Consider the following 23,205-nt stretch of genomic DNA (forward strand, 5'->3'; position numbering starts at 1 on the left):
AACATGTCTGATCAGAACTTTCATCCAGCCCCTGTATTGCTCCGTGTAGAAAACCTGCGCGTCAGTTTTAAAGATGAACATCAACAATATATTGAAACGGTCAAAAGTATTTCGTTCGAGATCCCCGCCAATACCACCGTAGCCTTGGTCGGAGAGTCGGGAAGTGGAAAATCTGTGACTGCGCTGGCCACCATGGGACTATTGGCCCCTGAAAATAGCCAGATTTCTCCCGACAGTAAAATTATGTTTGAAGGACAGGATCTGCTTACACTACCTGTCCGTAAAATGCGCCAGATGTGTGGAAGAGACATCGCCATGATTTTTCAGGAACCCATGTCTTCGCTCAATCCGGTCTTTACGGTTGGTATGCAGATTGCAGAAGTATTAAGACTGCATTTGGGCATGAATAAAAAACAGGCCCGTCAGAGAACTTTGGAGCTGTTGCAGGAAGTGGGTATTCCTTCACCGGAAGCCCGGATTGATGCTTATCCGGGCCAACTATCTGGTGGACAGCAGCAAAGGGTGATGATTGCCATGGCGATTGCCTGCGAACCTAAACTCCTGATTGCCGATGAACCGACCACAGCGCTGGATGTGACCATTCAAAAGCAGATTCTAGACTTGCTTGAATCCTTGCGTCAGCGCAGGCAAATGTCAATTTTGCTGATTAGTCATGACTTGGCCTTGGTCGCTGAAATTGCAGATCAGGTCATTGTAATGCGTGATGGAGAAATCCGTGAACAGGGAGCAGTCAAATCCGTACTTGAGCATCCAAAAGACGTGTATACCAAAGCGCTTTTACATTGTCGGCCTCAGCTTTCTCATCGGCCACAGCGTCTGCCGGTAATCAGTGACTTTATCCAGCAAAAAGGAGAGCAATGGCTTGAAAATGTGCCTCCAAATCCTGAAAAACTGACAGAACGTAGCCGAGGCTTAAAGGGCAATGAAGAAATTATTCTGGATGTACGCGATCTGAATAAATCATTTTATAGCCCCAAAGGCCTATTTCGAAAAGAAGAATTTCAGGCAGTGAAGGGGGTGTCATTTCAGCTGGCCAAAGGTAAAACCTTGGGTCTGGTTGGTGAGTCAGGTTCTGGGAAAACCACCATTGGGCTGTTGCTGATGCGTTTACACCAAGCTACAGGCGGTCAGGCCCTGTTTCAGGGACAGGATATTTTGTCCATGTCAGAAAAAGAATTTAAGCCATACCAACGCAAGATTCAGATCGTTTTCCAAAATCCTTATGCCTCACTCAATCCACGCTTTAGTGTAGGACAAATCCTGATGGAACCAATGCAGATTCATAGTATTGGTGCGAATGATGCAGAACGTAAACAGCTGGCACTGGAGCTACTGAAACGGGTCAGCCTGCCCGTGCAGGCCTTTGATCGTTATCCGCATGAGTTTTCAGGGGGACAACGTCAGCGGATTGCGATTGCACGTTGCCTGACGCTCAAGCCTGAAATTCTGATCTGTGATGAATCGGTCTCGGCACTAGATGTCTCGGTTCAGGCTCAAGTACTGAATTTGCTACAGGATTTACAGGATGAATTTGGCCTGAGCTATATCTTTATTTCGCATGATTTGTCGGTAGTGAAATATATTTCTGATCAGATCATGATACTGAATCATGGGGAGTTGGTAGAAATCGCCAATTCAGATGAACTGTATCAATCTCCGCAGCATGAATATACCAAGCGTTTACTCAGCGCCATTCCGCAAGGGATTCCACAATAATATTTTAAGTTCCAAATCAAAATGCCCACATTGTTGGGCATTTTTTATGACTGAACGATGTTCTCAGGAAACAGGTGGGATAGCTGCATAGGTATCAGATTCTGGTCGGCTGTACTGAACAGACTAAGGTTAAGATCATGATCCTGTGCGGCTGTATGGAAGCGGAGCAGCCCAGTCTGCTGCTGATCTGCAGGAGAAGTCACACTAGATTACATCTGTTGAACCTTACTGAATTTACATATCTTATGAGAAGGATCAGCAAAGAGCGCCCAAGCGGTATTGCCCTCGGAAATAACAAGTACTCGATAGGTTTTTATAATATGGTGGCTGATTACCAATAATAGAGAACATCCGATCGGTATACAGATCCATAGAGCTAGCATTTACATAGGCTGTGTAATGAAAGCAAGAATAAAATCAAGATCGTTGAAAGAGATAGAGCGGCGTTCTGGATCTGCTCTTTGCCAGCTGCTGTAATGAACCAGCATAAAATGCACTAGCATTAGTATGTAGAAACCATAAAGCCGGGAAGCCTGAGGTGCCACAAGATGATAATATTGGGTCATTATTATTGTTCTTGCAAAAAAAAGAGCCACCGAAGTGACTCTACCTTAATGAAAGCTTAAAACTTTTTAAAGCCTTTGTTGATGCCATAAGGACGACGCGGTGCATTTTCATCACGCTCTTCACGACGACCAAAACCCTGTTCATGACGATTGTCACGACGTGCGAACTGGGTACCGTTCTGGTTTTCGCGACGTACAAAACCACTGTCTTCACGGCCATGAGTATTTTGTGGCTGATCATCGGTATCACGACGTTGCTGACGCAAATACCCCCCACGGCGTGCTGCCAGCGGTTTTTCCTGCATACGCTCATTGCGGCGTTTTGCCATACCGTATAGACCCGTACCTTGGCGCGGCTTAAGCTCAACTGCCTTGGTCAGGTTATCAATATCCTGTTTATCCAGTTCCATCCAGCGACCTGTACGCAGCTCACGTGGCAGAATTACCGTGCCATAACGTGTACGTAACAGACGGCTGACTTTCAGACCTTGTGATTCAAAAATACGGCGCACTTCACGGTTACGACCTTCTTTTACCACTACTTGATACCAGCGGTTAATACCGTCGCCACCCAGCTCAGAGAAAGACTCGAACTTGGCCGGACCATCATCCAGTACCACACCTTTTAGCATGTTGTTTTTCAATTGTGGAGTTACTTCACCCATGACACGAACGGCATATTCACGTTCAATTTCATTTGAAGGGTGCATCAAGCGATTCGCCAGTTCACCATCATTGGTGAACAGTAACAACCCGGTCGAGTTAATATCCAGACGGCCGACCATTACCCAGCGATCATTTGCCAGAGCAGGCAGATTATCAAATACCGTTGGACGGCTTTCAGGATCATTACGCGAACAGATTTCGCCTTCAGGCTTATAATAAATCAGTACACGACGACGAATTTCATCTTCAATCTGGAAATGAACCTTACGACCATCAATGCGAAGCTCATCACCTGGTTCAATACGTTCTCCCACTTGGGCAATTTGCCCATTTACACTTACACGTCCAGCGGCAATGACTTCTTCCATATAACGGCGAGAACCCAGACCAACACGTGCAAGTACCTTTTGCAATTTTTCACTCATGACAGCATAACCTTAGAAATAATTATCAACAGTTCACCTATTTATGATGTCAATCCATTTGTATCGAGCATCATAAAAGCTTCCTTGGCATTCTGTAAGGGAGGCAATTGGCCTAAACTGATTAAGCCAAAAGCGTTCAAAAATTGTGGCGTTGTGACTAACAACGCAGGTCTTCCCGGGAGTTCACGAAACCCGGATTCCTTAATCCAGTTCCAGTCAAACAGCGTACGCAAAATCTGGCTGTTATTGGTGACTCCACGAATCTGTTCAATATCGGCTCGTGTGACCGGCTGGTGATACGCAATGACTGCAAGTATTTCCAGTAAAGCAGGCGAGAGACGTGTTGGTCGCTCAGGCCAGGTCTGTGCAATAATTTTACGATATTTTGCACGGACTTGAAAACGGTAACCTTGGGCCGTTTCAATCAGTTCAATGGACCGGCCATGGAATAGCATCGAGAGCTGTTGTAAATACTGGCGCAATTCCTGCTTGCTATAACGGTCATGAAACGCTTCCTTGAGGCGTGCCAATGACACGGCTGAATCACTGGCGAATATAATCGCTTCAAGCTGCATTAACACTTCATGCCGGTTATCTTCGGCAGATAAAGGACTGGCTGGATCGAGGGTCATGAGCGAGCTCCTTGAATTGCGAGCGGGGCTTCTACGCCTGTAGCAATAATCTGGATTTTTTGTTGGCGAGTCAGTTCCAGTACGGCCATAAAAGTCACGACCATGCCCATACGGCCCTGACTCGGTTTTAATAGTGCATCAAATAACAGCACTTCACCCGATTCAATACAACTTTCAATATAAGCAATCCGCTCTTCGAGTAACACCGGTTCTTGCTGAACCTGATGAATGACTGGTTCAGGACGATTAAAAACGCACAGCAGCGCATCCCGGAGCAGGTCAATATTGTGGCCTTCATTGGACTGGATAAACTCACCCAGGCTGACATTGGTAGCAAAAGTGTCACGTTCCAGAACACTCATCTGCCCCAGATGCTCTGCTGCCTGTTTAATCCGTAGATAATTTTCCAGACGGTCAATCAGTTCCTGCCTTGGATCTTGCTCGACAGTTGAAGTTGTTTTAGGCTTGGGAAGCAGTAAGCGCGATTTAAGATCCGCCAATAATGCGGCCATCACCATATAATCAGCTGTCAGCTCAATATTCAGGGACTTCATAGCATTCATATAAGATAAATACTGTGACGCAATCGGTGCAATATCGACCTGTAATAAATCAAAACCGTTGCGCTGAATCAGGTAAATTAAGAAGTCGAGTGGGCCTTCAAAATGTTCTAACAGAATTTCAAATGCGGCAGGCGGGATATAGAGGTCCTCTGGAATCTGATCTTGCCACTCATCCAATACACGGATTTGCAGAGCTGATTCCACCACACTAGAGGTCGTTTGATTCATTACAATTATAGGCCACGCGAATTTTCAAAGGCATGAAAGGGCTAGGACTTCGATATTGTATCGAAAGAAAAAGCACATAAAGGGTGGCGCTATTGTACGGTAAAAAACTTGCTAAATAAATTGTTTGAAAATAATTTTGCTAAAAACGCGAAATTAAATCCACTATTCATGTATTTGAAATCTGCTCTATCCTTATAAAAAGCTCAATAGAGTGAAAGCTTCTCGCAGAATTCTATGGTGAGTTTAGATGTGTTGGAGTGCATGAAAATGAGTATAGATCAGCATTATCTGATTGAGCGATATGAACTCATGAAATTTCAAACGATACACTACATCGCATGGTCAATTTTCTCTTGAATCATGCCAGGATTTAAAAATATAGAATCACAGAGGCTAAAGCGTCCACAAATGAAAGGTGCAAGATCGAACTTTCTTGGTTTAAGTTGTTTATGTATTTGAAGCTCTTCAAAATACTTGCTGAAATTATCTATAGCTTGGAATTGAACAGAAAGGTACTGAATTCGTCAATCGGACTGTTGCCGTAAGGCAAATTCAATTATACGTTGATAGCTGCTGGCCAGACATAAATTCTGGTTTGAATAGAGCTGGAAAAGTCTGTGAACCCAAGAAAGCTCAAGAAAGAACCTATATTCAATCTGGTCAAGATTCAAGACCGGAGAAGAACTAGCTTCGACCAGGATGGCTCTTGATTGCAAGGTCCAAGGCTGTTCTGCGTAAATCAGCTGATGTGCCGGAAAGGTATGGTAATTCAGGAGGATATAAAATAAATCCATTTATATGCCTCCTGTATTTTTTTAATCTATTTACGGGATTTACTCAAAAGCACTTACATCACCTACGCCGCGACGCACAATTTCCGGATTTTCCCCCGAAAGATCTACAATTGAGGTGGTACTTAAGGTTCCCAAGCCACTATCCACAAATACATCAATACGCTTGCCGAGCTGGGTTTCAATATCAAAAGGATCATCCAGAGGATCGTCTTGACCGGGAAGAATAAGGGTGGAGGTCAGTAAAGGCTCCCCCAGCTCTTTAAGGAGCATCTGGCAGACCTGATTGCTGGGAATACGCAGCCCAATAGTTTTCTTCTTTGGATGCATCAGGCGGCGTGGCACCTCACTGGTGGCTGGTAAAATAAAGGTAGTGACGGCCGGTGTATTGTTTTTCAACAAACGATACATGGCATTGTCGACTTTGGCGTAGGTCGCAATATCGGACAGGTCACAGCAGAGAATAGCATATTGATGCTTGGGGCCAAGTCCACGAATCTGTGCAATCCGTTCCATGGCATTTTTATTTCCGATCTGGCAGCCAATCGCATAGGCCGCATCGGTAGGATAAACAATCACATCCCCGGCACGGATACGCTCGACCGCCTGGCTGATTAAACGAGGTTGCGGATTATCCGGGTGTACACGTAAATGCAGCATAAATATTCCTCCAAACTCTGCCATTGCTCTATTATGAAGCGCATATTGAGCCACTGGCAATTATAAACAGGTAGATTTGTGTAATCTAATCAAGCATTTCACGTAAAAACTCATGAGCTTGTAAACTTTCGCCATTCCGCGTACAGATGCAAATATACTCAATGAAGCGATTGGCATCGCGTGGCAGTCTGGCGTCGCCATTAAAATAGCGCTGCACCTGGGCATGAACATTGTCTTTAAAGCTGGTTCCATCCCCGCCTTCACCAGTCAGATTATCTAAAGAAACCCGGAATTTACGCCCAAAGGCGGTGGCAAACATCCACTCAATTGCTTGCGGCTTGATTTCCACCTGTTCAAATAAGGCCTGCTGCTCCCGGGTCCGGCCATCTGGCGCATACCAATAGCCCAAGTCTGGCAGTTTGCGGCGCTCATCGCCAGCAATGGTCCAGTGACTGATCTCATGCAGGGCGCTGTTGAAAAAGCCATGAGCAAACTGGATTCTTGCCGGACCGTCCGAGCTGGCCGGGAAATATTCTGGTTCAAAATCACCACGAACTAAGCTGACATTTAAGTGGGAAAACCAGTGATTAAAGTGTAAGATGAGCCAATCAACCTGTTCTGCTTCTGAGGATAAATTCGCCCAGAGTGAGAGTTGCAATTGCTTGAGTGAGTTATCAGAATCAGGCGTTGAAAGTGTGCTAACGAGTGATGAAATATTCACTTCTGTTTGCGGCTGCAACAGATGCATGACTTAAGTTACCCAAATGGTCTGTCTAAATAAGTACAAAATTGTATCTTAATCTTTGACAGAGTACTGATGAATTTGTAGAATTGCCGCCTTAATTATGTCAGCAAATACCTTTCCGGCACAGATTGAGCCGTTTAAATGGGCTGAACAGGGCTTTAAATGGTCAGGTCAACTGCCTTTATCCCGCTTTGTTCGTATTGCTCGTGAAGCTGTTGGATCAATTGATGATCAATTGATTAACATAGACTGTAAGCTATCAATGGATGCCTATCATCGGATTGCATGGCTAGATGGTCACGTTGAAACAAAAGTTCCTATGGAGTGCCAGCGCTGTCTGGAACCTGTAGAAATTGAACTTGTTTCAGATTTCCATTTGGCTCTTGTAGATGATGAGTCACTGATAGAGCGCTTGGATGAGGATGCTGATTTCATCGTCCTAGGTGAAAGTGAAGCAACGAGCAAAGGTGATTATGATGCACCGGCGACTGCTGATTTACTGGCACTGATAGAAGATGAGCTGTTATTGTTGTTGCCTTTGTCTCCTAAGCATGATGTTTGTGAGCATAAGCACCAGCCTGCTCAAGAAGAGTTAGTTGAAGAAAAACGGGATAATCCGTTTGAAGCTTTGGCTGCTTTGAAGGGTAAACTTAACTAATTTTTGTGTTATACTCATAGGTATAAGACAATCGAATTTGTTCTGATCCATTTTTTCGATCTTTGTAAGGAGCCATCATGGCCGTTCAGCAAAACCGTAAAAGTCGCTCTCGCCGTGACATGCGCCGTTCACATGACGCTTTAACCGAGAATGCATTAACTGTAGACCAAGCTACTGGTGAGACTCGCCGTCGTCACCACGTATCTAAAGATGGTATCTACCGTGGTCGTCAATTATTCGCTAAAGCATCTGCTGAATAATTGGTGATGTATTAAGCGTTAGAGCTTAGTAGAAAAAATGGGAGCATTAAGCTCCCTTTTTTTTATGTCTGCTTTTGGTCTTTATAAAGCTAAAGCCGCAGATTTTGTTGTATTTGGCAATTACAGACAGCAAAATTCCATGTTAAATTGCGCTCCACCATGAGTTAGGTGGTTGGATTGGTCAATCAAATGACCCTTAATTCAAAGCCACCTCTTGAATGAAAGGATTTATTTATGTCTGCTCAACAGCTCGAACAAGCAGCTCAAGCCAGCAAAACTGCTTTTGTATTCCCGGGCCAAGGTTCACAAAAAGCCGGCATGCTGGCTGAACTGGCAGAACCGTTTGCTGGTATTCGTGAGACCTTTGCAGAAGCGTCCGAAGCGGTAGGTTTTGATCTGTGGCAAATCGCTCAAAGCGGTGAAGGTTTAGACCAGACTGAATTTACCCAACCTGTACTGCTGACTGCCTCGGTTGCTTTATGGCGCGTATGGCTGGAATTGGGCGGTGTAGCGCCAAAATATCTGGCCGGTCATTCACTGGGTGAATACAGTGCGCTGGTTGCAGCAGGTGCTTTGAGTCTAGGCGATGCTGTGAAACTGGTGAACCTGCGCGGTAAGCTGATGCAAACGGCTGTTCCTCAGGGTGTGGGTGCCATGGCAGCGATCCTGGGTCTGGATGATGCTAAAGTTATTGAACTGTGTGCACAGGCGACTGAAGCAGGTGAGGGTTCGGTTGAAGCAGCCAACTATAATGCACAAGGTCAGGTAGTAGTTGCGGGCAATAAGGAACGCGTTGAAGCAGTGATGGCACTGGCCAAAGAAAATGGCGGTAAAGCCATTGCATTGCCTGTTTCAGTTCCATCTCACTGCTCGTTGATGAAGCCTGCCGCTGAGCAGTTTGCTCAGGCTTTGGAACAAAGTGCCATTGAGATGCCGCGTATACCTGTATTACAAAATGTAGGCGCTCAAGCAGCGACTGATGTTAATGCGCTTCGTCAGGCTTTAACGGCGCAGCTTTATGAGTCGGTACAATGGACCAAAACCCTACAATTCCTGCAAGATGAAGGAATTGAATACATCGTAGAATGTGGTCCGGGGAATGTATTGGCCAATATGGCAAAACGTTTACCAAAAATTGAAAAAGCACTTCCACTCGATACTCAGTCTCGTCTGGAAGACGCACTAAACACCGTATTGGTGGCAGAAGGGAAAATTGCATGACACAGGAACGTAAAGTTGCCTTGGTGACAGGTGCAAGCCGTGGTATTGGTGCGGCAATTGCACAACAATTAATTCAAGACGGTTATTTTGTGGTAGGAACTGCAACTTCTGAAGCTGGTGCGGAAAAACTTTCTGCACAGTTTGCAGAGCAGGGTGCAGGCAAGGTGCTGGATGTGCGCGATGGTGCTGCTATTGATGCGCTGGTAACCGAGATTGAAAAAGACTTCGGTTCGGTACTGGTGCTGGTGAATAATGCCGGAATTACCAAAGACAACCTGTTATTGCGTATGTCGGAAGATGACTGGGATGACATTCTGAACATTCATCTAAAAGCCGTCTATCGCTTGTCTAAACGTGTCCTGAAAGGTATGACCAAGGCGCGTTTTGGCCGCATTATCAATATCAGTTCTGTGGTCGCGCACTTTGCCAACCCGGGACAGGCCAACTATTCTGCGGCAAAGGCAGGAATTGAGGCATTTGGCCGCAGTCTGGCCAAAGAAATGGGCAGCCGTCAGATTACAGTCAACTCAGTTGCACCAGGTTTTATTGCGACTGAAATGACAGAGCAGTTAAGTGAAGAAATTCGCAAGAAGATGAGTGATCAGGTGGCTTTAAACCGTTTAGGTGACCCACAGGATATCGCTAATGCGGTAAGTTTTCTGGCTTCTGAAAAAGCCAGTTACATTACTGGTACAGTCATTCACGTAAATGGTGGTTTATACATGAGCTAAACAGCACATGTATTAACTTTCCAAATTTTTTAGATTCAATTAAACTAACGGCATTAAAAACGCCACAAGCAATGAGGAGAATTCCTGTGAGCGATATCGAACAACGCGTTAAGCAAGCGGTTGCAGAACAACTTGGTATCAAAGTCGAAGAGATTAAAAACGAAGCATCTTTCATGGATGACTTGGGTGCTGACTCTCTAGACCTGGTTGAGCTTGTTATGTCTTTCGAAAATGACTTCGACATCACAATTCCTGATGAAGATTCTAACGAAATCACTACTGTTCAATCTGCAATTGACTATGTTTCTAAGAAACTGGGTTAATTACTGATTTTCAGCTCTTGGGCTGAACTTAAAAACCACCATTCAGGTGGTTTTTTTGTTTTTGTCTAAAAAGATTTTAAAGTCTTTACAGTCCATTACTCTTGCTTACCAATGTATAACTCTGTATCTGCTGCTTTCACTATACTAATAACAATGATCTTAATTAACAATGAGAAAGGAGTTGGGATATGGGGATTTTTGATTTCGTAAAAGGGATAGGCAAGAAAAATACGGCTGCAGCAGAGCCACAACAGACTACGCCACAAGCTGCCGCAGCAGAACCTTCTGCACAAGAAGTTGCCAATAAATTATTGGGGCATGTAAAGAGTTTGGGCCTACCGATTAGCGGTTTATCAATTAGTTATAATTCGACAACCGATCTGGCTACCGTACGCGGAAAAGTACAGAGTCAGGCCGACCGTGAAAAAATTATTCTGGCAGTGGGAAATATTGATCATGTAGCCCAAGTTGATGATCAGTTGACTGTAAGCAATCCTGAAGCAGAAAGTAAATTTTATACCGTCAAATCTGGAGACACTTTATCTAAAATCTCCAAGGATTTTTATGGCGATGCCAACCAGTATAATAAAATCTTTCAGGCCAATCGCCCTTTATTAAAAGACGCAGATGATATTTTCCCGGGTCAGGTGTTGCGTATTCCTACCTGAGGTTTAAATGATCCTCTTGATCTATCTAAACAGAGGAACCGAATCCATTTTATTTAGATCAATATCTCATAGCAAAGCCTCGGATAGAGGCTTTGCTATTTTCAGGTTTTGGAAGAGTCTGAACAAGCGTTTAAAGTCCGACATCCAGATATAAACTTTCTTTTACTTCCTCCATCACAATATAGCTATGCGAAGATGCAGAAGAGGGTAATTTTTTGAGTAAATCGCCGAGTAGCCGACGGTACGCACTCATTTCTTTGAGACGCGCTTTGACCAGATAATCAAATTCACCTGAAATTAGATGACATTCCAGTACTTCCGGGATTTCGATTAAATCCCGCGCCACCTGATCAAAAACATCGCCAGATTTTGCAGAGAGCTTGATTTCCAGAAAAACCAGCAAGTTGCGCTCAACCTTTGCGGGATTTAAACGGGCGTAATATCCCATGATGATACCATCACGTTCCAGTCGTTTGACCCGTTCTGAACAGGGCGTTGTCGACAGGTTGACCCGGGCGGCCAGCTCACTAATGGCAATCCGTCCATCGTGTTGCAGGATGTCTAGAATCATGCGGTCTACCCGGTCCAGTTTACGCATTTGTTATTTCCTCTCTTTTTTAAATTCGCACGATAAAATTGGCTGATTCACTGGATTAATCCTCATAAAACAGTGAAATTCACTATTTAACCAAAAATATACTAGTGAAATAAACTATAAATGTCATTGAGGATCATGTCATGCGCGTTATTGTACTGGGTGGTGGAGTCATTGGAGTCACAAGTGCCTACTATCTTGCACAGCAGGGAGCAGAGGTCACTGTTCTTGATCGCCAGGCAGGGCCGGCTGAAGAGACCAGTTTTGGTAATGCCGGCCAGATTTCTCCAGGTTATTCGACGCCATGGGCCGCACCTGGTATTCCGTTTAAAGCTGTGCAGTGGATGTTTCAGCATCATGCACCGCTGGCCATTAATGTCGATGGCAGCTTGTGGCAGCTGAAATGGATGGCGCAAATGCTGAAAAACTGTAATGCCCAGCATTATGCCGTCAATAAAGAACGTATGGTGCGCGTGGCAGAATATAGCCGTGACTGTTTACGCAATTTGCGTCGTGATATCGGTATTTCTTATGAAAACCGCTCTAAAGGAACCTTACAGATCTTCCGTAAAGAGGCACAAGTAGAGGCAGTCCAGCGAGATATTGAAGTCCTGAAAGAAACGGGTGTTGAATTTGAGCTGCTAGACCGTGATGGACTGGCCAAGGTTGAACCTGCTCTGGCCGAAGCCAAGGACAAACTGGTGGGTGGTCTGCATTTGCCGAATGATGAGACTGGGGATTGCTACCTGTTTACCAATGCGCTTGCAAACTATGCCAAAGGTATGGGAGTTGAATTTCGCTTTAATCAGAATGTTGAAAAACTGATTGTGGAAGGGGATCAAATCAAAGGTGTTATGGTGAATGGCAAGGTGCTGACTGCTGACAAATATGTGCTGGCTTTTGGTAGTTATTCACGTGATTTCTTAAAACCATTGCATCTGGACTTACCGGTTTATCCGGTGAAAGGTTATTCACTGACCATTCCGATTGTGGATGCTGCTCATGCACCTGAATCGACAGTGCTGGATGAAACCTACAAGATTGCCCTGACCCGTTTTGATCAGCGTATCCGGGTGGGTGGTATGGCAGAACTGACCGGCTTTAATTTAGGCCTAAATGAAGATCGCCGTGCGACTCTGGAAATGGTGACTCGTGACCTGTTCCCGGGTGGAGACATGGAGCAGGCCAGTTTCTGGACTGGTTTACGTCCAATGACGCCGGACAGTACCCCGATTATTGGTGAAACCCGTTATAAAAACCTGTTCCTGAATACCGGACACGGAACTTTGGGCTGGACTATGGCATGTGGTTCAGGAAAGCTGATTAGTGATCTGGTGTTGGGTCAAACGCCTGAAATCAGTACTGAGGGCTTGTCGCTGAACCGTTATCAGCAGGCAGCTTAAGCAGTTTTTAAGGATTTTTGGATTCAGGGAAGCGAGTTATGCCACGTCCAATTCACGCGGTCATTCATCAACAGGCACTAAAACATAACCTGAAAGTCGCCCGTTCCTTTGCCGCCCAAAGTCAGGTCTTTGCCGTGGTTAAGGCAGATGCCTATGGGCACGGCATTGAGCGGGTATATCCGGCCTTGCAACAGGCGGATGGCTTTGCCTTTCTAGATATTGCTGAAGGCAAACGTCTCAGAGCCTTGGGCTGCGACAAACCGCTATTATTGCTCGAAGGTATCTTTGGTCTAGAAGATTTATTTGACTGTGCCAAGTATGCAATGGCCTTTGCCATTCATGCTCCGCATCAGCTGGAATGGCTTAAATCATTTGTCAGTCTGCAACCAGAAGCTCAGTTGGATGTATTTCTGAAAATGAATAGCGGCATGAACCGGCTCGGATTTCTGCCCGAACAATATGCCGCAGTATTTCAAGAACTGCAAAGCATCCGGCAGATACGCTCAATTAGCCATATGACACATTTCTCTGATGCCGATAGCATGCGTTTGGGCCGAGAGGGCACTGAACATCAGCAACTGGTTTTTGCTCAAACGACCCAAGGTCTGCCGGGCAAAATCTCGCTGAGCAATAGCGCAGCCATTCTCCGACATCAGCAGCTGCATTCAGATATCGTGCGTAGCGGCATTATGCTCTATGGCAGTTCACCGGACTATCCGGCGCATAGTATCGCGCACTGGAATTTGCAACCGGCCATGAGCCTACGCAGTGAACTGATTGCGGTGCAGCAGGTGCCACCCGGCAATACGATTGGCTATGGCTCCAGTTTTGTGGTCGAGCAGGAAATGCAGGTCGGAATTGTGGCCTGTGGCTATGCGGATGGTTATCAGCGCATTACCCAAACCGGAACTCCAGTTCTGGTCGATGGGATTAGAACCCGCACCTTGGGCCGGGTCAGTATGGATATGCTGGCTGTTGATCTGGGGCCTGTTCCGCAGGCACAGCCTGGAAGTGAAGTGGTGCTGTGGGGGCAGTCTGTTAAGGGGGCTGTTTTGCCCATTGATGAGGTGGCAGCAGGTTCAGGCACTGTAGGCTATGAACTTATGTGTGCTATCACAGCGCGGGTGCCTATCCAAATAGACGCCTGCAAATTTTAAAATATCAAATGCAAACCGAGGAGCAATTCATGACGGAACATGCAAATATTCAACGTTTAAACAGCAATCAGGTCATGAGTGCTGTGACCATTCATCAGCAGACAGTTTATCTGTCAGGCCAGGTACCGGACAGTACCCATCTTGATATTGAAGGTCAGACTAAAGAAGTGCTGGCCAAGATTGATCAGTTGCTGGAACTGGCAGGGACGGATAAAAGCCGTCTGTTGTCTGCACAGCTGTTTGTGAAAAATCTGGCGGATTTTCAACAGGTGAATGCGCTCTGGATTAACTGGATGGAAGGTTGTGGTACACCTGCGCGTGCCACCATTCAGGCCGATCTGGTTAATCCTGACTGGTTGATCGAGATTGCGGTGATCGCAGCTCAAGCCTAGATAGAACTATGGTTTTATATCGGTTAGTAAATAACTGCAGTACATTAGACAGGCTCAAGCTCACTCCTTTGGGGTGAGCAGCATTAACTCTTCAGTTCAGGATCGAATTTGAAGAGTTTTTTTGTAAGTCCTGTAGATGTTTAAAAGGATGTTCAGATATGAAAACACCTCCCCGTACTGACGCGACGCAAGCGTCTCCCCATGAGTTGCAACGTAAACTCTCCAACCGGCATCTACAATTAATTGCGATTGGTGGCGCCATTGGAACAGGCCTGTTTATGGGTTCTGGTAAAACCATTGCGCTAGCAGGCCCTTCAATTTTATTTATCTACATGATCATTGGGGCAATGTTTTTTTTTCTGATGCGCGCATTAGGGGAAATTCTGCTATCCAATCTGCACTATAAATCTTTTATTGATATGGCGCATGACCTGATTGGTCCGGGTGCCGGTTATTATATTGGCTGGTCTTACTGGCTGGGCTGGGTTTTGGTCGGTATTGCCGATCTGGCCGCGATTATCAATTATCTGAACTTCTGGTTGCCACCTGATATGGTCTTTACCCCTTTGGGGCAAGCGCTGATCAGTGCGGGTTGTGTACTCCTGGTACTTGGAATTAACTTGCTTACAGTCAAACTGTTTGGCGAAATTGAATTCTGGTTTGCCCTGATCAAGATTCTGGCTATTCTGGGTCTGATTGCCATCGGTGGCTATATGATCTTTAGTAATTTTCAGACACCTGATGGCTCGGTTGCCAGCTTGAGTAATGTCTGGGTACATGACGGTATGTTCCCGAAAGGAGCCATGGGCTTCCTGGCTGGCTTCCAGATTGCCATGTTTGCCTTTGTTGGGGTGGAGCTGTTAGGAACAATGGCGGCTGAAACCAAGGATCCTGAAAAGAATCTGCCGAAAGCCGTGAATGCAATCCCGACACGGATTATCCTGTTTTATGTACTGTCTTTACTGGTTATTATGTCAGTGACCCCGTGGGTAGAAATTCCAGCCGATCAAAGCCCATTTGTGACGCTGTTTCTGCATGCAGGTATTCCTGTTTCAGCGATTATCATGAACCTGGTAGTGCTGTCTTCGGTCATGTCTTCCATGAATAGTGGAGTATTTTCCACCAGTCGTATGCTGTTTGGTTTGGCACGTGGCGGACAGGCACCTCAGGGGCTGGCTGAGCTTTCCAAGCGTGCAGTTCCGGCTAAAGGCCTGCTATTTTCCTGTGGTTTTATTATGGCCGGTGCGGTATTTCAGTATTTTGTGCCGAATACCATGGAAGCCTTTACCTTAGCGAGTGCGCTCTGTGTCATTCTGTTTATCAGTATCTGGAGCCTGATCATGGTGTGTTATATCCGCTACCGCAAGCAGCAGCCGGAAAAGCATGAAGCGTCCAGCTTTAAAATGCCCGGTGGTATCTGGATGTCTTATATCGTGCTAATCTTTTTGTTCTTCGCGCTGGTCATTCTTAGCCTGGAACCGGATACCATGAAGGCACTCATGATTAGTCCGCTCTGGCTGATGATCTTATTTGCGACTTATCACCTGTTATACAAACCACGTGCACGCAAGCGTCAACAGCTACTCTCTGGAGAGTAACGGTTAAATAAAAAAATCCCCGAATGATCGGGGATTTTTTTATTTTGTTATGACATTAGAAGACGGGTTTAACCACCACCAGAATCACCACTGCAAATAGAATGAAGGTCGGCATTTCATTAAAAAAACGCCAAAATTTATGGGACTTGTAATGCGCATTTTTCATCAGTTGCTTGCGGTAATAACCACAAACCAGATGGTAAATCACCAGTAAGCCGACCAGACCCACTTTCAGGTAAAACCATAAGGCTTCATGATAGTGGCGCGTTGCATCGCCCCAATCTACCAAAAAGTGTGCGGTAATTAAGGTGGCGATCATTGCAGGCCACATAATGCCGCGGTACAGCTTGCGTTCCATGATCTGGAAGCGTTGATGGCTGATCGCATCTTCACTCATCGCATGGTAGACATAAAGCCGTGGTAAGTAGAACAGGGCAGCGAACCAGCATACCACAGCAATAATATGTAATGCTTTTACCCACAAGAAAGCATCAGAAGGAGCATCCATCAAGTCACCCTATTTGGGGCAGCTTAACCTTCCCATTTCTTGAGAACGAGACAGGCATTTACGCCGCCGAAACCGAAACTATTACTCATCACAGTATTCAGTTTTGCATCACGTTTTTCAAGTACGATATCAAATGGTTTTGCGCCTTCATCCAGTTCAGTCACGTTGATGTTTGGTGCAATAAAATCGTTCTGCATCATCAGAACTGAGTAAATGGCTTCCTGAACACCCGCTGCACCTAAGCTATGACCGGTCATAGATTTAGTTGAACTCAGTGGGGGAACCTGACCTTCACCAAATGCACGCTCCATTGCTTTAAGTTCGGTCACGTCACCCGCTGGCGTCGAAGTACCATGTGTATTCACATAGTCAATTTTATCGACACCATGTTGCTTGGCTTCTTCCAGTGCCATCAGGATACAGCGTGTTGCACCTTCACCACTTGGGGCAACCATATCCGCGCCATCAGAGTTAGCCGCATACGCCACCACTTCTGCCAGAATGTTGGCACCACGCGCCTGCGCATGTTCCAGAGACTCAAGCACTACGAAACCGCCACCGCCAGCAATGACGAAGCCGTCACGGTCTGCCGAGTACGGACGTGAAGCCGTTTCAGGTGTGTCGTTATATTTAGAGCACAGCGCACCCATTGCATCAAACAGCAAGCTTTGTGACCAGTGATCTTCTTCACCGCCGCCAGCCAGCATCAGGTCCTGTTTGCCCAGCTGAATCAGGTTGTACGCATAACCAATGGCATCGGCAGAGGTTGCACATGCGCTGGTGATTGAATGTGCCACACCTTGAAGTTTTAGAGCCACGCCCACGTTTGCTGTAATCGTATTGGACATGTTGCGTGGTACGAAGAACGGACCAACTTTACGTGCGCCTTTTTCTTCCAGCAGTTTAACCATTTCTACAACAGATGCCGTCGAGTTGCCACCAGAACCGCCTGCAATACCATAACGCGGATTATTGGCCAGGTCTTCCTGTTTTAAGCCTGCATGTTCAACTGCTGCGATAGCCGTGTTATAAGCATACATGGCGCAGACGCCCATAAAGCGTTTCAGTTTACGGTCGATTCCATCGAAATTCTGTTCAGCAGCTGCACTGACATGGCTTTTAAAATTCAGTTCGGCATAAGTCGGGTTAAAACGTGTTCCTGAAATCCCGTTTTGTAAAGAATGGTTTACATCCTCTAATGTATTACCGATGCACGAGTTAATACCCATACCAGTGATGACAACACGTTTCATCTACAGATCCTTATAGTTTATCTCTGGGTCAGAGGGAGATATTTGGCCTTGTAAAAACAGCGAAATATGGCGCTGACACCTGTTTCACGATGGTGAACATCATAGCAGAAAGGTTTTTGAAATCTTATGGCAAATGTTATGCCGTGTGACAGTGAATTGAGTGCATAAAGTGCTGGGTGGGGCTTTTACCAAATGAAACAGAATAAGGTTGAGATAAATGCTGACTACACCTAGTATTTATACCAAATACAAGCACGTGCATGCTGAGGTGGAAAATGGGAAATGCTAATAATAAATCATCTAATGGTCTGATTTCGAATGCGTTTGGAGTGGCGAAAAAGTTCAGCTCAACAGGATTGGATCTGTTACATCATGTCGCACCTGATTCGGTTACTAAAGTCGGTAAAGTTTTAAATAATAATTCTATAATTGAGGGTTCAGCCAAAGTGAAAAGTCCGTTTACAGCAAAAAAATATGAAAATCCAAAGCAGATGTTGCGTGAGCATCTCCCGAATGTTTCCCGTCAGTTATTGGGCCGTCGCTTTAATACCGTCAATAACGTGGCACATTTTGTTTCTCCGCAGCTTACTGAAAAAGTATCGGATTATTTCTTTGATCATTTAAATCATTTCAGTAACCAGATGAGTTCAGTTGATGCCATTCTGGATGAAGCAGGTGCACGAGAGCTGGAAGAGCTGACTCAGGACATAGACCGCTCAAAGCGTCTTTCTCAGGCTTTTGGCGAACAGAATAAATGGATTGCTACGCTACAGGGTGCAGTGACTGGTACCACAGGTGTCGTGGGAACGGCAATTGATATTCCCGCGTCGTTATTACTGGCTTTACGTACCATTTATCAGGTGGGCCGTTCTTATGGTTTCGACCTGAGTAAAGAAGATGACCAAGAAATCGTTCAGCATATTTTTAAACAGATTGATCTCAGCCTGATTGCAGAAAAACAGACCTTGCTGCTTGGTCTGAAAGCCATCAGCAATACCCTTAAAACTCATGATCTCTCTCAATTACAGAACATGCTGGGCTCGGATAATGATATCGAAGCTCTGAAAAAATGGCTCAGTAAAGAAGATGGCAGCATGAAATGGGACTGGATGAACCATATGTCGAAGTTTTCTATTCTAGAGCAGTTAACTAAGCTGACTCCACTGGCTAGTGCGGGAATTGGTGCAGTATATAGCCATCGTTTTGTGGATGATGTGAATCAAAAAGCTCAGGACGTTTTCTCGCATGCACGTCAGTATCTGTTACAGCATCAGGATGCCAGTTTATCGCCATATTCAGCTTATGAAAAAGCGATGAGTCTGTTAGAGCAGGCTGCACCGAAATTACTGGAAAAAAATGATGCGGGGGAGGTTGCTCCTGCCCCAGACAAGCCAGTTTTAGACAAAGAAATTACGCTTGAAGGAAATGATCATATCACTCAGGTGAAGCTGGTTAAAAAACAACAACAGGATTTGAGCCCTGAAGATGCTGAAGTGAAAGAAGATGAAAAAGTCAGAGAAGGGCTGGATAAACTAACAGATCAATTGGTTGAGCCGGTAGCAGATAAACACATGCAGCGGCCTGCAATTCCTAAAGATGCTTTTGATGCGGATGCCGCCTTGGACGAAGAGTTGGGCCTGCCATCAGAAAATACTGAAAGTATTGAAACTGTTACTACAGCAGAAAATATCGATGCGGCGGAACAGAAGGATCAGGCAGTGGAGGCTGAGCAGCCGCAAGCTACCGAGAAAGCTGAAGATGTTACAAAAAATACCGCTAAAAAATCAAAAAACAAGCAGTAAATGATGCTGTAATGAATAGTGTAAGTCTTGAACTTATCGGACTTTGTCTGGCACAGATATATTGACCGATTTTCCATCTTGACTTACAATTGCATGCCCTCAAAAAGTAGTAGTTTTTTGGGGCTTTTTATTAACGGGAGAATTGCCACATGGCAACAACAAATCAGTTGATCCGCAAGGGTCGTACGACTTTAGTTGAAAAATCTAAAGTTCCTGCGTTAAAGGCTTGTCCACAACGCCGTGGTGTTTGTACACGTGTTTACACAACTACACCTAAAAAACCTAACTCAGCAATGCGTAAAGTTTGCCGTGTTCGCTTAACTTCAGGTTTTGAGGTTTCTAGCTACATCGGTGGTGAAGGCCATAACCTACAAGAGCACAGTGTTGTTCTGATCCGTGGTGGTCGTGTTAAAGATTTACCAGGTGTACGTTACCATACTGTTCGTGGTTCTTTAGACTGTGCTGGTGTTAAAGATCGTAACCAGTCTCGCTCTAAATACGGTACTAAACGTCCTAAGAAATAATTGTTTAAGAACAATTTTCTAAGACTGTAGAACTGTAATCCTTTATCGTCTCGCTTGTCTGATTTCTTCATTTAATTTTGTGAAAATTCAAGCGACGTGTAGTAAGGCCAGCGAATGCACATGACACTTTGTGCTACTGCTGGATTAACCTGAAGTGTCATATATATAGGTAGTTTAAAATGCCAAGACGTCGCGTAGTTGCTGCTCGTGAAATCCTTCCGGATCCTAAGTTCAGCAGCCAAACAATCGCTAAATTCATGAACCACGTAATGCAAGATGGTAAAAAATCTATTGCTGAAAGTATCGTTTACGGTGCTTTAGAACGCGTTCAAGAAAAATCTAAAGTAGACCCAGTTGAGTTTTTTGAAGCTACGCTTGAAAAAGTTCGTCCTATGGTCGAAGTAAAAGCACGCCGTGTTGGTGGTGCTACTTATCAAGTTCCTATGGAAGTACGCCCATCCCGTCGTACTGCTCTAGCGATGCGTTGGTTGGTAGATGCTGCTGCTAAGCGTTCTGAAAAAACTATGGCTTTACGTCTTGCTGGCGAGTTGCTTGATGCATCTGAAGGCAAAGGCGCAGCGGTTAAAAAACGTGAAGATGTGCATCGTATGGCTGAAGCCAACAAAGCCTTCTCTCACTACCGTTTCTAAGCACATAAAACAGGCCCTAATCAGGAAGATGACAACATTGCTTTCACGCAATTGTCATCAAAGCGCTTTAAGTTGCTAGCAGCTTAAAGCGTCCTGTTTTAAACAACAAAATTTAGGAATGCTAGAAATCATGGCACGTCAAACCCCAATTTCTCGTTACCGTAACATTGGTATTTCTGCGCACATCGACGCAGGTAAAACAACTACCTCTGAACGTATTTTGTTCTATACAGGTGAGAGCCACAAACTAGGTGAAACTCACGAAGGTTCAGCAACGACTGACTGGATGGAACAAGAGCAAGAACGTGGTATTACCATTACCTCAGCAGCTGTAACATGCTTCTGGAAAGGTATGGCTAACCAGTTCGACCAACACCGTATTAACGTAATTGACACCCCGGGACACGTTGACTTCACGATTGAAGTTGAGCGTTCTATGCGTGTTCTTGACGGTGCGTGTATGGTTTACTGTGCTGTAGGTGGTGTACAGCCTCAGTCTGAAACTGTATGGCGTCAAGCAAACAAATATGGCGTTCCACGTCTTGCATTTATCAACAAGATGGACCGTACTGGCGCGAACTTCTTCCGCGTTATCGAGCAAATGAAAACTCGTCTTGGTGCGAATCCAGTGCCAGTCGTTGTTCCAGTGGGCGCAGAAGAAAACTTCACTGGTGTTGTTGACTTGATCGAAATGAAGTCAATCATCTGGGATGAAGCTTCTCAAGGTATGAAGTTTGAATACGGCGAGATTCCTGCTGAACTTCAGGCGACTGCTGAAGAGTGGCGTACGAACATGGTCGAAGCTGCTGCTGAAGCATCAGAAGAACTCATGGATAAATACCTGGAAGAAGGTGATCTTTCTAAAGAAGACATCGTTGCAGGTTTACGTACTCGTACATTAGCTTGTGAAATTCAACCGGCAATGTGTGGTTCAGCATTCAAAAACAAAGGTGTTCAACGTATGTTGGACGCGGTGATTGAATTCTTGCCAGCACCGACTGACGTTGCAGCGATTAAGGGTATCCTTAACGACAAAGACGAAACTGAAGCGTCTCGTGAAGCGTCTGATGATGCACCGTTCTCTGCGCTTGCGTTCAAAATCATGAACGACAAATTCGTAGGTAACTTAACCTTCGTACGTGTTTACTCTGGTGTTCTAAAAGCGGGTAGCCCGTGTTATAACCCGGTGAAAATGAAGCGTGAACGTGTAGGCCGTATCGTACAGATGCACGCAAACGATCGTCAGGATATCGAAGAAATTCGTGCAGGCGATATCGCAGCGTGTGTAGGTCTTAAAGATACAACGACTGGTGATACGCTGTGTGATGAAAATGCAGTAATTACACTTGAGCGTATGGAATTCCCAGAGCCAGTAATTGCACTTGCAGTTGAGCCTAAAACTAAAGCTGACCAAGAAAAAATGTCTGTTGCTTTAGGCCGTTTGGCAAAAGAAGATCCATCATTCCGTGTACGTACTGATGAAGAATCTGGCCAAACCATTATTGCTGGTATGGGTGAGCTTCACCTGGACATTATTGTTGACCGTATGAAGCGTGAATTTGGTGTGGAAGCAAACATTGGTAAACCAATGGTTTCTTACCGTGAAACGATCAAAAAATCGGTTGAACAAGAAGGTAAATTCGTACGTCAAACTGGTGGTAAAGGTAAATTCGGTCACGTATACGTACGTTTAGAACCGCTTGCTGAAGATGCTGGTAAAGATTACGAATTCGCTGAAGAAGTTGTAGGTGGTGTAGTACCTAAAGAGTTCTTCGGTGCGGTTGACAAAGGTATCCAAGAACGTATGAAGAATGGTGTCCTTGCTGGTTATCCAGTAGTTGGCATCAAAGCGACATTGTTCGACGGTTCTTACCACGATGTCGACTCTGACGAATTGTCGTTCAAAATGGCAGGTTCTTATGCCTTCCGTGATGGTTTCATGAAAGCGGATCCTATCCTTCTTGAGCCAATCATGAAAGTTGAAGTAGAAACGCCAGAAGACTATATGGGCGATATCATGGGTGACCTTAACCGTCGTCGTGGTATGGTTCAAGGTATGGACGATCTGCCTGGCGGTACTAAAGCCATTCGCGCTGAAGTTCCACTGGCTGAGATGTTTGGTTACGCAACTCAAATGCGCTCTATGTCTCAAGGTCGTGCGACTTACTCTATGGAATTTTCTAAATATGCTGAAACTCCACGTAACGTGGCGGAAGGCATTATTGCTAAATTCCAGTCTGGCGGTAAAAAAGGTGACGACGAGTAATCTTTGGATTACTATAAGCCCAAACTAATTTATAGTTAAAAACCAAGTGCTCATGCAGCGATCCTGCATGAGTAATTCAAAAAGGAAGATCTCATGGCTAAGGCTAAGTTTGAACGTAATAAGCCACACGTTAACGTGGGCACAATCGGTCACGTTGACCATGGTAAAACAACTTTAACAGCT

25 protein-coding genes are annotated in these 23,205 nt (G+C 45.2%); 16 read left to right on the forward strand and 9 right to left on the reverse strand.

The features are described from left to right. Positions 1 to 3 precede the first annotated feature (3 nt). Positions 4 to 1,737, forward strand: coding sequence for an ABC transporter ATP-binding protein (locus NI467_RS08195; protein WP_253152202.1), 1,734 nt, complete (start codon positions 4 to 6; stop codon positions 1,735 to 1,737). A gap of 622 nt (positions 1,738 to 2,359) precedes the next feature. Here NI467_RS08195 and rluB read toward each other — a convergent pair. From rluB to NI467_RS08225, 6 genes are all read right to left on the reverse strand, one after another. After that, on the reverse strand, positions 2,360 to 3,394 hold the full coding sequence (gene rluB / locus NI467_RS08200) for a 23S rRNA pseudouridine(2605) synthase RluB (protein WP_151204908.1): 1,035 nt from the start codon (positions 3,392 to 3,394) through the stop codon (positions 2,360 to 2,362). 41 nt (positions 3,395 to 3,435) lie between these two features. Next, on the reverse strand, positions 3,436 to 4,026 hold the full coding sequence (gene scpB, locus NI467_RS08205) for an SMC-Scp complex subunit ScpB (protein ID WP_151204909.1): 591 nt from the start codon (positions 4,024 to 4,026) through the stop codon (positions 3,436 to 3,438). Next, positions 4,023 to 4,817: a ScpA family protein gene (locus tag NI467_RS08210; RefSeq protein ID WP_253152213.1), complete on the reverse strand. Its 795-nt coding sequence runs from the start codon at positions 4,815 to 4,817 to the stop codon at positions 4,023 to 4,025. Before NI467_RS08210 ends, scpB begins: the two co-directional genes overlap by 4 nt. Positions 4,818 to 5,341: 524 nt before the next feature. Beyond that, positions 5,342 to 5,611, reverse strand: a complete 270-nt coding sequence (locus NI467_RS08215) for a hypothetical protein (RefSeq protein WP_253152215.1) — start codon at positions 5,609 to 5,611, stop codon at positions 5,342 to 5,344. Between the two features lie 39 nt (positions 5,612 to 5,650). Next, complete coding sequence (locus NI467_RS08220) at positions 5,651 to 6,268, reverse strand: L-threonylcarbamoyladenylate synthase (RefSeq protein ID WP_174659401.1); 618 nt, start codon at positions 6,266 to 6,268, stop codon at positions 5,651 to 5,653. A gap of 85 nt (positions 6,269 to 6,353) precedes the next feature. Continuing rightward, positions 6,354 to 7,016, reverse strand: coding sequence for an elongation factor P hydroxylase (locus NI467_RS08225; protein ID WP_253152217.1), 663 nt, complete (start codon positions 7,014 to 7,016; stop codon positions 6,354 to 6,356). Positions 7,017 to 7,113: 97 nt separating this feature from the next. Between NI467_RS08225 and NI467_RS08230 the strand changes: the two genes are divergently transcribed. The 6 genes from NI467_RS08230 (at position 7,114) to lysM (ending at position 10,874) form a co-directional block, all read left to right on the forward strand. Beyond that, positions 7,114 to 7,671, forward strand: coding sequence for a DUF177 domain-containing protein (locus tag NI467_RS08230; RefSeq protein ID WP_151204914.1), 558 nt, complete (start codon positions 7,114 to 7,116; stop codon positions 7,669 to 7,671). 77 nt (positions 7,672 to 7,748) lie between these two features. Next, entirely contained in the window at positions 7,749 to 7,931 is a 183-nt protein-coding gene (gene rpmF / locus NI467_RS08235) for a 50S ribosomal protein L32 (RefSeq protein ID WP_151204915.1), read from the forward strand. Positions 7,932 to 8,165: 234 nt separating this feature from the next. Continuing rightward, complete coding sequence (gene fabD, locus NI467_RS08240) at positions 8,166 to 9,152, forward strand: ACP S-malonyltransferase (protein WP_253152220.1); 987 nt, start codon at positions 8,166 to 8,168, stop codon at positions 9,150 to 9,152. Next, complete coding sequence (gene fabG / locus NI467_RS08245; protein ID WP_151205520.1) at positions 9,149 to 9,883, forward strand: 3-oxoacyl-ACP reductase FabG; 735 nt, start codon at positions 9,149 to 9,151, stop codon at positions 9,881 to 9,883. The genes fabD and fabG overlap by 4 nt, the downstream gene beginning before the upstream one ends. 86 nt (positions 9,884 to 9,969) lie before the next feature. Further along, on the forward strand, positions 9,970 to 10,206 hold the full coding sequence (gene acpP, locus NI467_RS08250; protein WP_004893297.1) for an acyl carrier protein: 237 nt from the start codon (positions 9,970 to 9,972) through the stop codon (positions 10,204 to 10,206). 188 nt (positions 10,207 to 10,394) lie between these two features. Then, entirely contained in the window at positions 10,395 to 10,874 is a 480-nt protein-coding gene (gene lysM / locus NI467_RS08255) for a peptidoglycan-binding protein LysM (RefSeq protein WP_151205519.1), read from the forward strand. 130 nt (positions 10,875 to 11,004) lie between these two features. Here the strand turns inward: lysM and NI467_RS08260 are convergent, their stop codons facing one another. After that, positions 11,005 to 11,472 carry an Lrp/AsnC ligand binding domain-containing protein gene (locus NI467_RS08260; RefSeq protein WP_151205518.1) on the reverse strand — a complete coding sequence of 156 codons (468 nt, stop codon included), beginning with the start codon at positions 11,470 to 11,472 and terminating at the stop codon, positions 11,005 to 11,007. Positions 11,473 to 11,612: 140 nt separating this feature from the next. Between NI467_RS08260 and NI467_RS08265 the strand changes: the two genes are divergently transcribed. From NI467_RS08265 to NI467_RS08280, 4 genes are all read left to right on the forward strand, one after another. Beyond that, complete coding sequence (locus NI467_RS08265) at positions 11,613 to 12,872, forward strand: D-amino acid dehydrogenase (protein ID WP_174659404.1); 1,260 nt, start codon at positions 11,613 to 11,615, stop codon at positions 12,870 to 12,872. Between the two features lie 38 nt (positions 12,873 to 12,910). Beyond that, positions 12,911 to 14,029, forward strand: a complete 1,119-nt coding sequence (alr, locus tag NI467_RS08270; protein WP_253152222.1) for an alanine racemase — start codon at positions 12,911 to 12,913, stop codon at positions 14,027 to 14,029. 29 nt (positions 14,030 to 14,058) lie between these two features. Then, positions 14,059 to 14,421 carry a RidA family protein gene (locus NI467_RS08275; RefSeq protein WP_151205607.1) on the forward strand — a complete coding sequence of 121 codons (363 nt, stop codon included), beginning with the start codon at positions 14,059 to 14,061 and terminating at the stop codon, positions 14,419 to 14,421. Positions 14,422 to 14,579: 158 nt separating this feature from the next. Next, complete coding sequence (locus NI467_RS08280) at positions 14,580 to 16,019, forward strand: amino acid permease (protein WP_253152224.1); 1,440 nt, start codon at positions 14,580 to 14,582, stop codon at positions 16,017 to 16,019. A gap of 55 nt (positions 16,020 to 16,074) precedes the next feature. Here the strand turns inward: NI467_RS08280 and hemJ are convergent, their stop codons facing one another. Continuing rightward, positions 16,075 to 16,527, reverse strand: a complete 453-nt coding sequence (hemJ, locus tag NI467_RS08285) for a protoporphyrinogen oxidase HemJ (RefSeq protein ID WP_151205609.1) — start codon at positions 16,525 to 16,527, stop codon at positions 16,075 to 16,077. A 23-nt stretch (positions 16,528 to 16,550) separates the two neighbouring features. Beyond that, the gene (locus NI467_RS08290) at positions 16,551 to 17,780 is read right to left on the reverse strand and encodes a beta-ketoacyl synthase N-terminal-like domain-containing protein (RefSeq protein WP_253152226.1); all 1,230 of its coding nucleotides are present in this window, start codon (positions 17,778 to 17,780) and stop codon (positions 16,551 to 16,553) included. A gap of 275 nt (positions 17,781 to 18,055) precedes the next feature. On the opposite strand from NI467_RS08290, the gene NI467_RS08295 reads away from it, so the two are divergent. From NI467_RS08295 to NI467_RS08315, 5 genes are all read left to right on the forward strand, one after another. After that, complete coding sequence (locus NI467_RS08295) at positions 18,056 to 19,582, forward strand: EcsC family protein (RefSeq protein WP_253152228.1); 1,527 nt, start codon at positions 18,056 to 18,058, stop codon at positions 19,580 to 19,582. 149 nt (positions 19,583 to 19,731) lie between these two features. Beyond that, a complete protein-coding gene (rpsL, locus tag NI467_RS08300) occupies positions 19,732 to 20,106 on the forward strand; it encodes a 30S ribosomal protein S12 (protein ID WP_002050319.1) in 375 nt (124 codons plus the stop codon). 179 nt (positions 20,107 to 20,285) lie between these two features. Next, positions 20,286 to 20,756, forward strand: coding sequence for a 30S ribosomal protein S7 (rpsG, locus tag NI467_RS08305; RefSeq protein WP_151203689.1), 471 nt, complete (start codon positions 20,286 to 20,288; stop codon positions 20,754 to 20,756). Positions 20,757 to 20,886: 130 nt separating this feature from the next. Further along, positions 20,887 to 23,022, forward strand: coding sequence for an elongation factor G (fusA, locus tag NI467_RS08310; RefSeq protein WP_151203691.1), 2,136 nt, complete (start codon positions 20,887 to 20,889; stop codon positions 23,020 to 23,022). Positions 23,023 to 23,115: 93 nt separating this feature from the next. Beyond that, a partial coding sequence (locus NI467_RS08315; protein ID WP_072292276.1) for a GTP-binding protein occupies positions 23,116 to 23,205 on the forward strand: 90 nt, incomplete at its 3' end.

This window comes from Acinetobacter sp. S4397-1, from assembly GCF_024129285.1.
GTDB lineage: Bacteria > Pseudomonadota > Gammaproteobacteria > Pseudomonadales > Moraxellaceae > Acinetobacter > Acinetobacter lwoffii_C.

Coding starts and splice junctions, on each gene's coding strand:
- NI467_RS08195 (WP_253152202.1), top strand. CDS start 4: ATGTCTGATCAGAACTTTCATCCAGCCCCTGTATTGCTCCGTGTAGAA.
- rluB (WP_151204908.1), bottom strand. CDS start 3,394: ATGAGTGAAAAATTGCAAAAGGTACTTGCACGTGTTGGTCTGGGTTCT.
- scpB (WP_151204909.1), bottom strand. CDS start 4,026: ATGACCCTCGATCCAGCCAGTCCTTTATCTGCCGAAGATAACCGGCAT.
- NI467_RS08210 (WP_253152213.1), bottom strand. CDS start 4,817: ATGAATCAAACGACCTCTAGTGTGGTGGAATCAGCTCTGCAAATCCGT.
- NI467_RS08215 (WP_253152215.1), bottom strand. CDS start 5,611: ATGGATTTATTTTATATCCTCCTGAATTACCATACCTTTCCGGCACAT.
- NI467_RS08220 (WP_174659401.1), bottom strand. CDS start 6,268: ATGCTGCATTTACGTGTACACCCGGATAATCCGCAACCTCGTTTAATC.
- NI467_RS08225 (WP_253152217.1), bottom strand. CDS start 7,016: ATGCATCTGTTGCAGCCGCAAACAGAAGTGAATATTTCATCACTCGTT.
- NI467_RS08230 (WP_151204914.1), top strand. CDS start 7,114: ATGTCAGCAAATACCTTTCCGGCACAGATTGAGCCGTTTAAATGGGCT.
- rpmF (WP_151204915.1), top strand. CDS start 7,749: ATGGCCGTTCAGCAAAACCGTAAAAGTCGCTCTCGCCGTGACATGCGC.
- fabD (WP_253152220.1), top strand. CDS start 8,166: ATGTCTGCTCAACAGCTCGAACAAGCAGCTCAAGCCAGCAAAACTGCT.
- fabG (WP_151205520.1), top strand. CDS start 9,149: ATGACACAGGAACGTAAAGTTGCCTTGGTGACAGGTGCAAGCCGTGGT.
- lysM (WP_151205519.1), top strand. CDS start 10,395: ATGGGGATTTTTGATTTCGTAAAAGGGATAGGCAAGAAAAATACGGCT.
- NI467_RS08260 (WP_151205518.1), bottom strand. CDS start 11,472: ATGCGTAAACTGGACCGGGTAGACCGCATGATTCTAGACATCCTGCAA.
- NI467_RS08265 (WP_174659404.1), top strand. CDS start 11,613: ATGCGCGTTATTGTACTGGGTGGTGGAGTCATTGGAGTCACAAGTGCC.
- alr (WP_253152222.1), top strand. CDS start 12,911: ATGCCACGTCCAATTCACGCGGTCATTCATCAACAGGCACTAAAACAT.
- NI467_RS08275 (WP_151205607.1), top strand. CDS start 14,059: ATGACGGAACATGCAAATATTCAACGTTTAAACAGCAATCAGGTCATG.
- NI467_RS08280 (WP_253152224.1), top strand. CDS start 14,580: ATGAAAACACCTCCCCGTACTGACGCGACGCAAGCGTCTCCCCATGAG.
- hemJ (WP_151205609.1), bottom strand. CDS start 16,527: ATGGATGCTCCTTCTGATGCTTTCTTGTGGGTAAAAGCATTACATATT.
- NI467_RS08290 (WP_253152226.1), bottom strand. CDS start 17,780: ATGAAACGTGTTGTCATCACTGGTATGGGTATTAACTCGTGCATCGGT.
- NI467_RS08295 (WP_253152228.1), top strand. CDS start 18,056: ATGGGAAATGCTAATAATAAATCATCTAATGGTCTGATTTCGAATGCG.
- rpsL (WP_002050319.1), top strand. CDS start 19,732: ATGGCAACAACAAATCAGTTGATCCGCAAGGGTCGTACGACTTTAGTT.
- rpsG (WP_151203689.1), top strand. CDS start 20,286: ATGCCAAGACGTCGCGTAGTTGCTGCTCGTGAAATCCTTCCGGATCCT.
- fusA (WP_151203691.1), top strand. CDS start 20,887: ATGGCACGTCAAACCCCAATTTCTCGTTACCGTAACATTGGTATTTCT.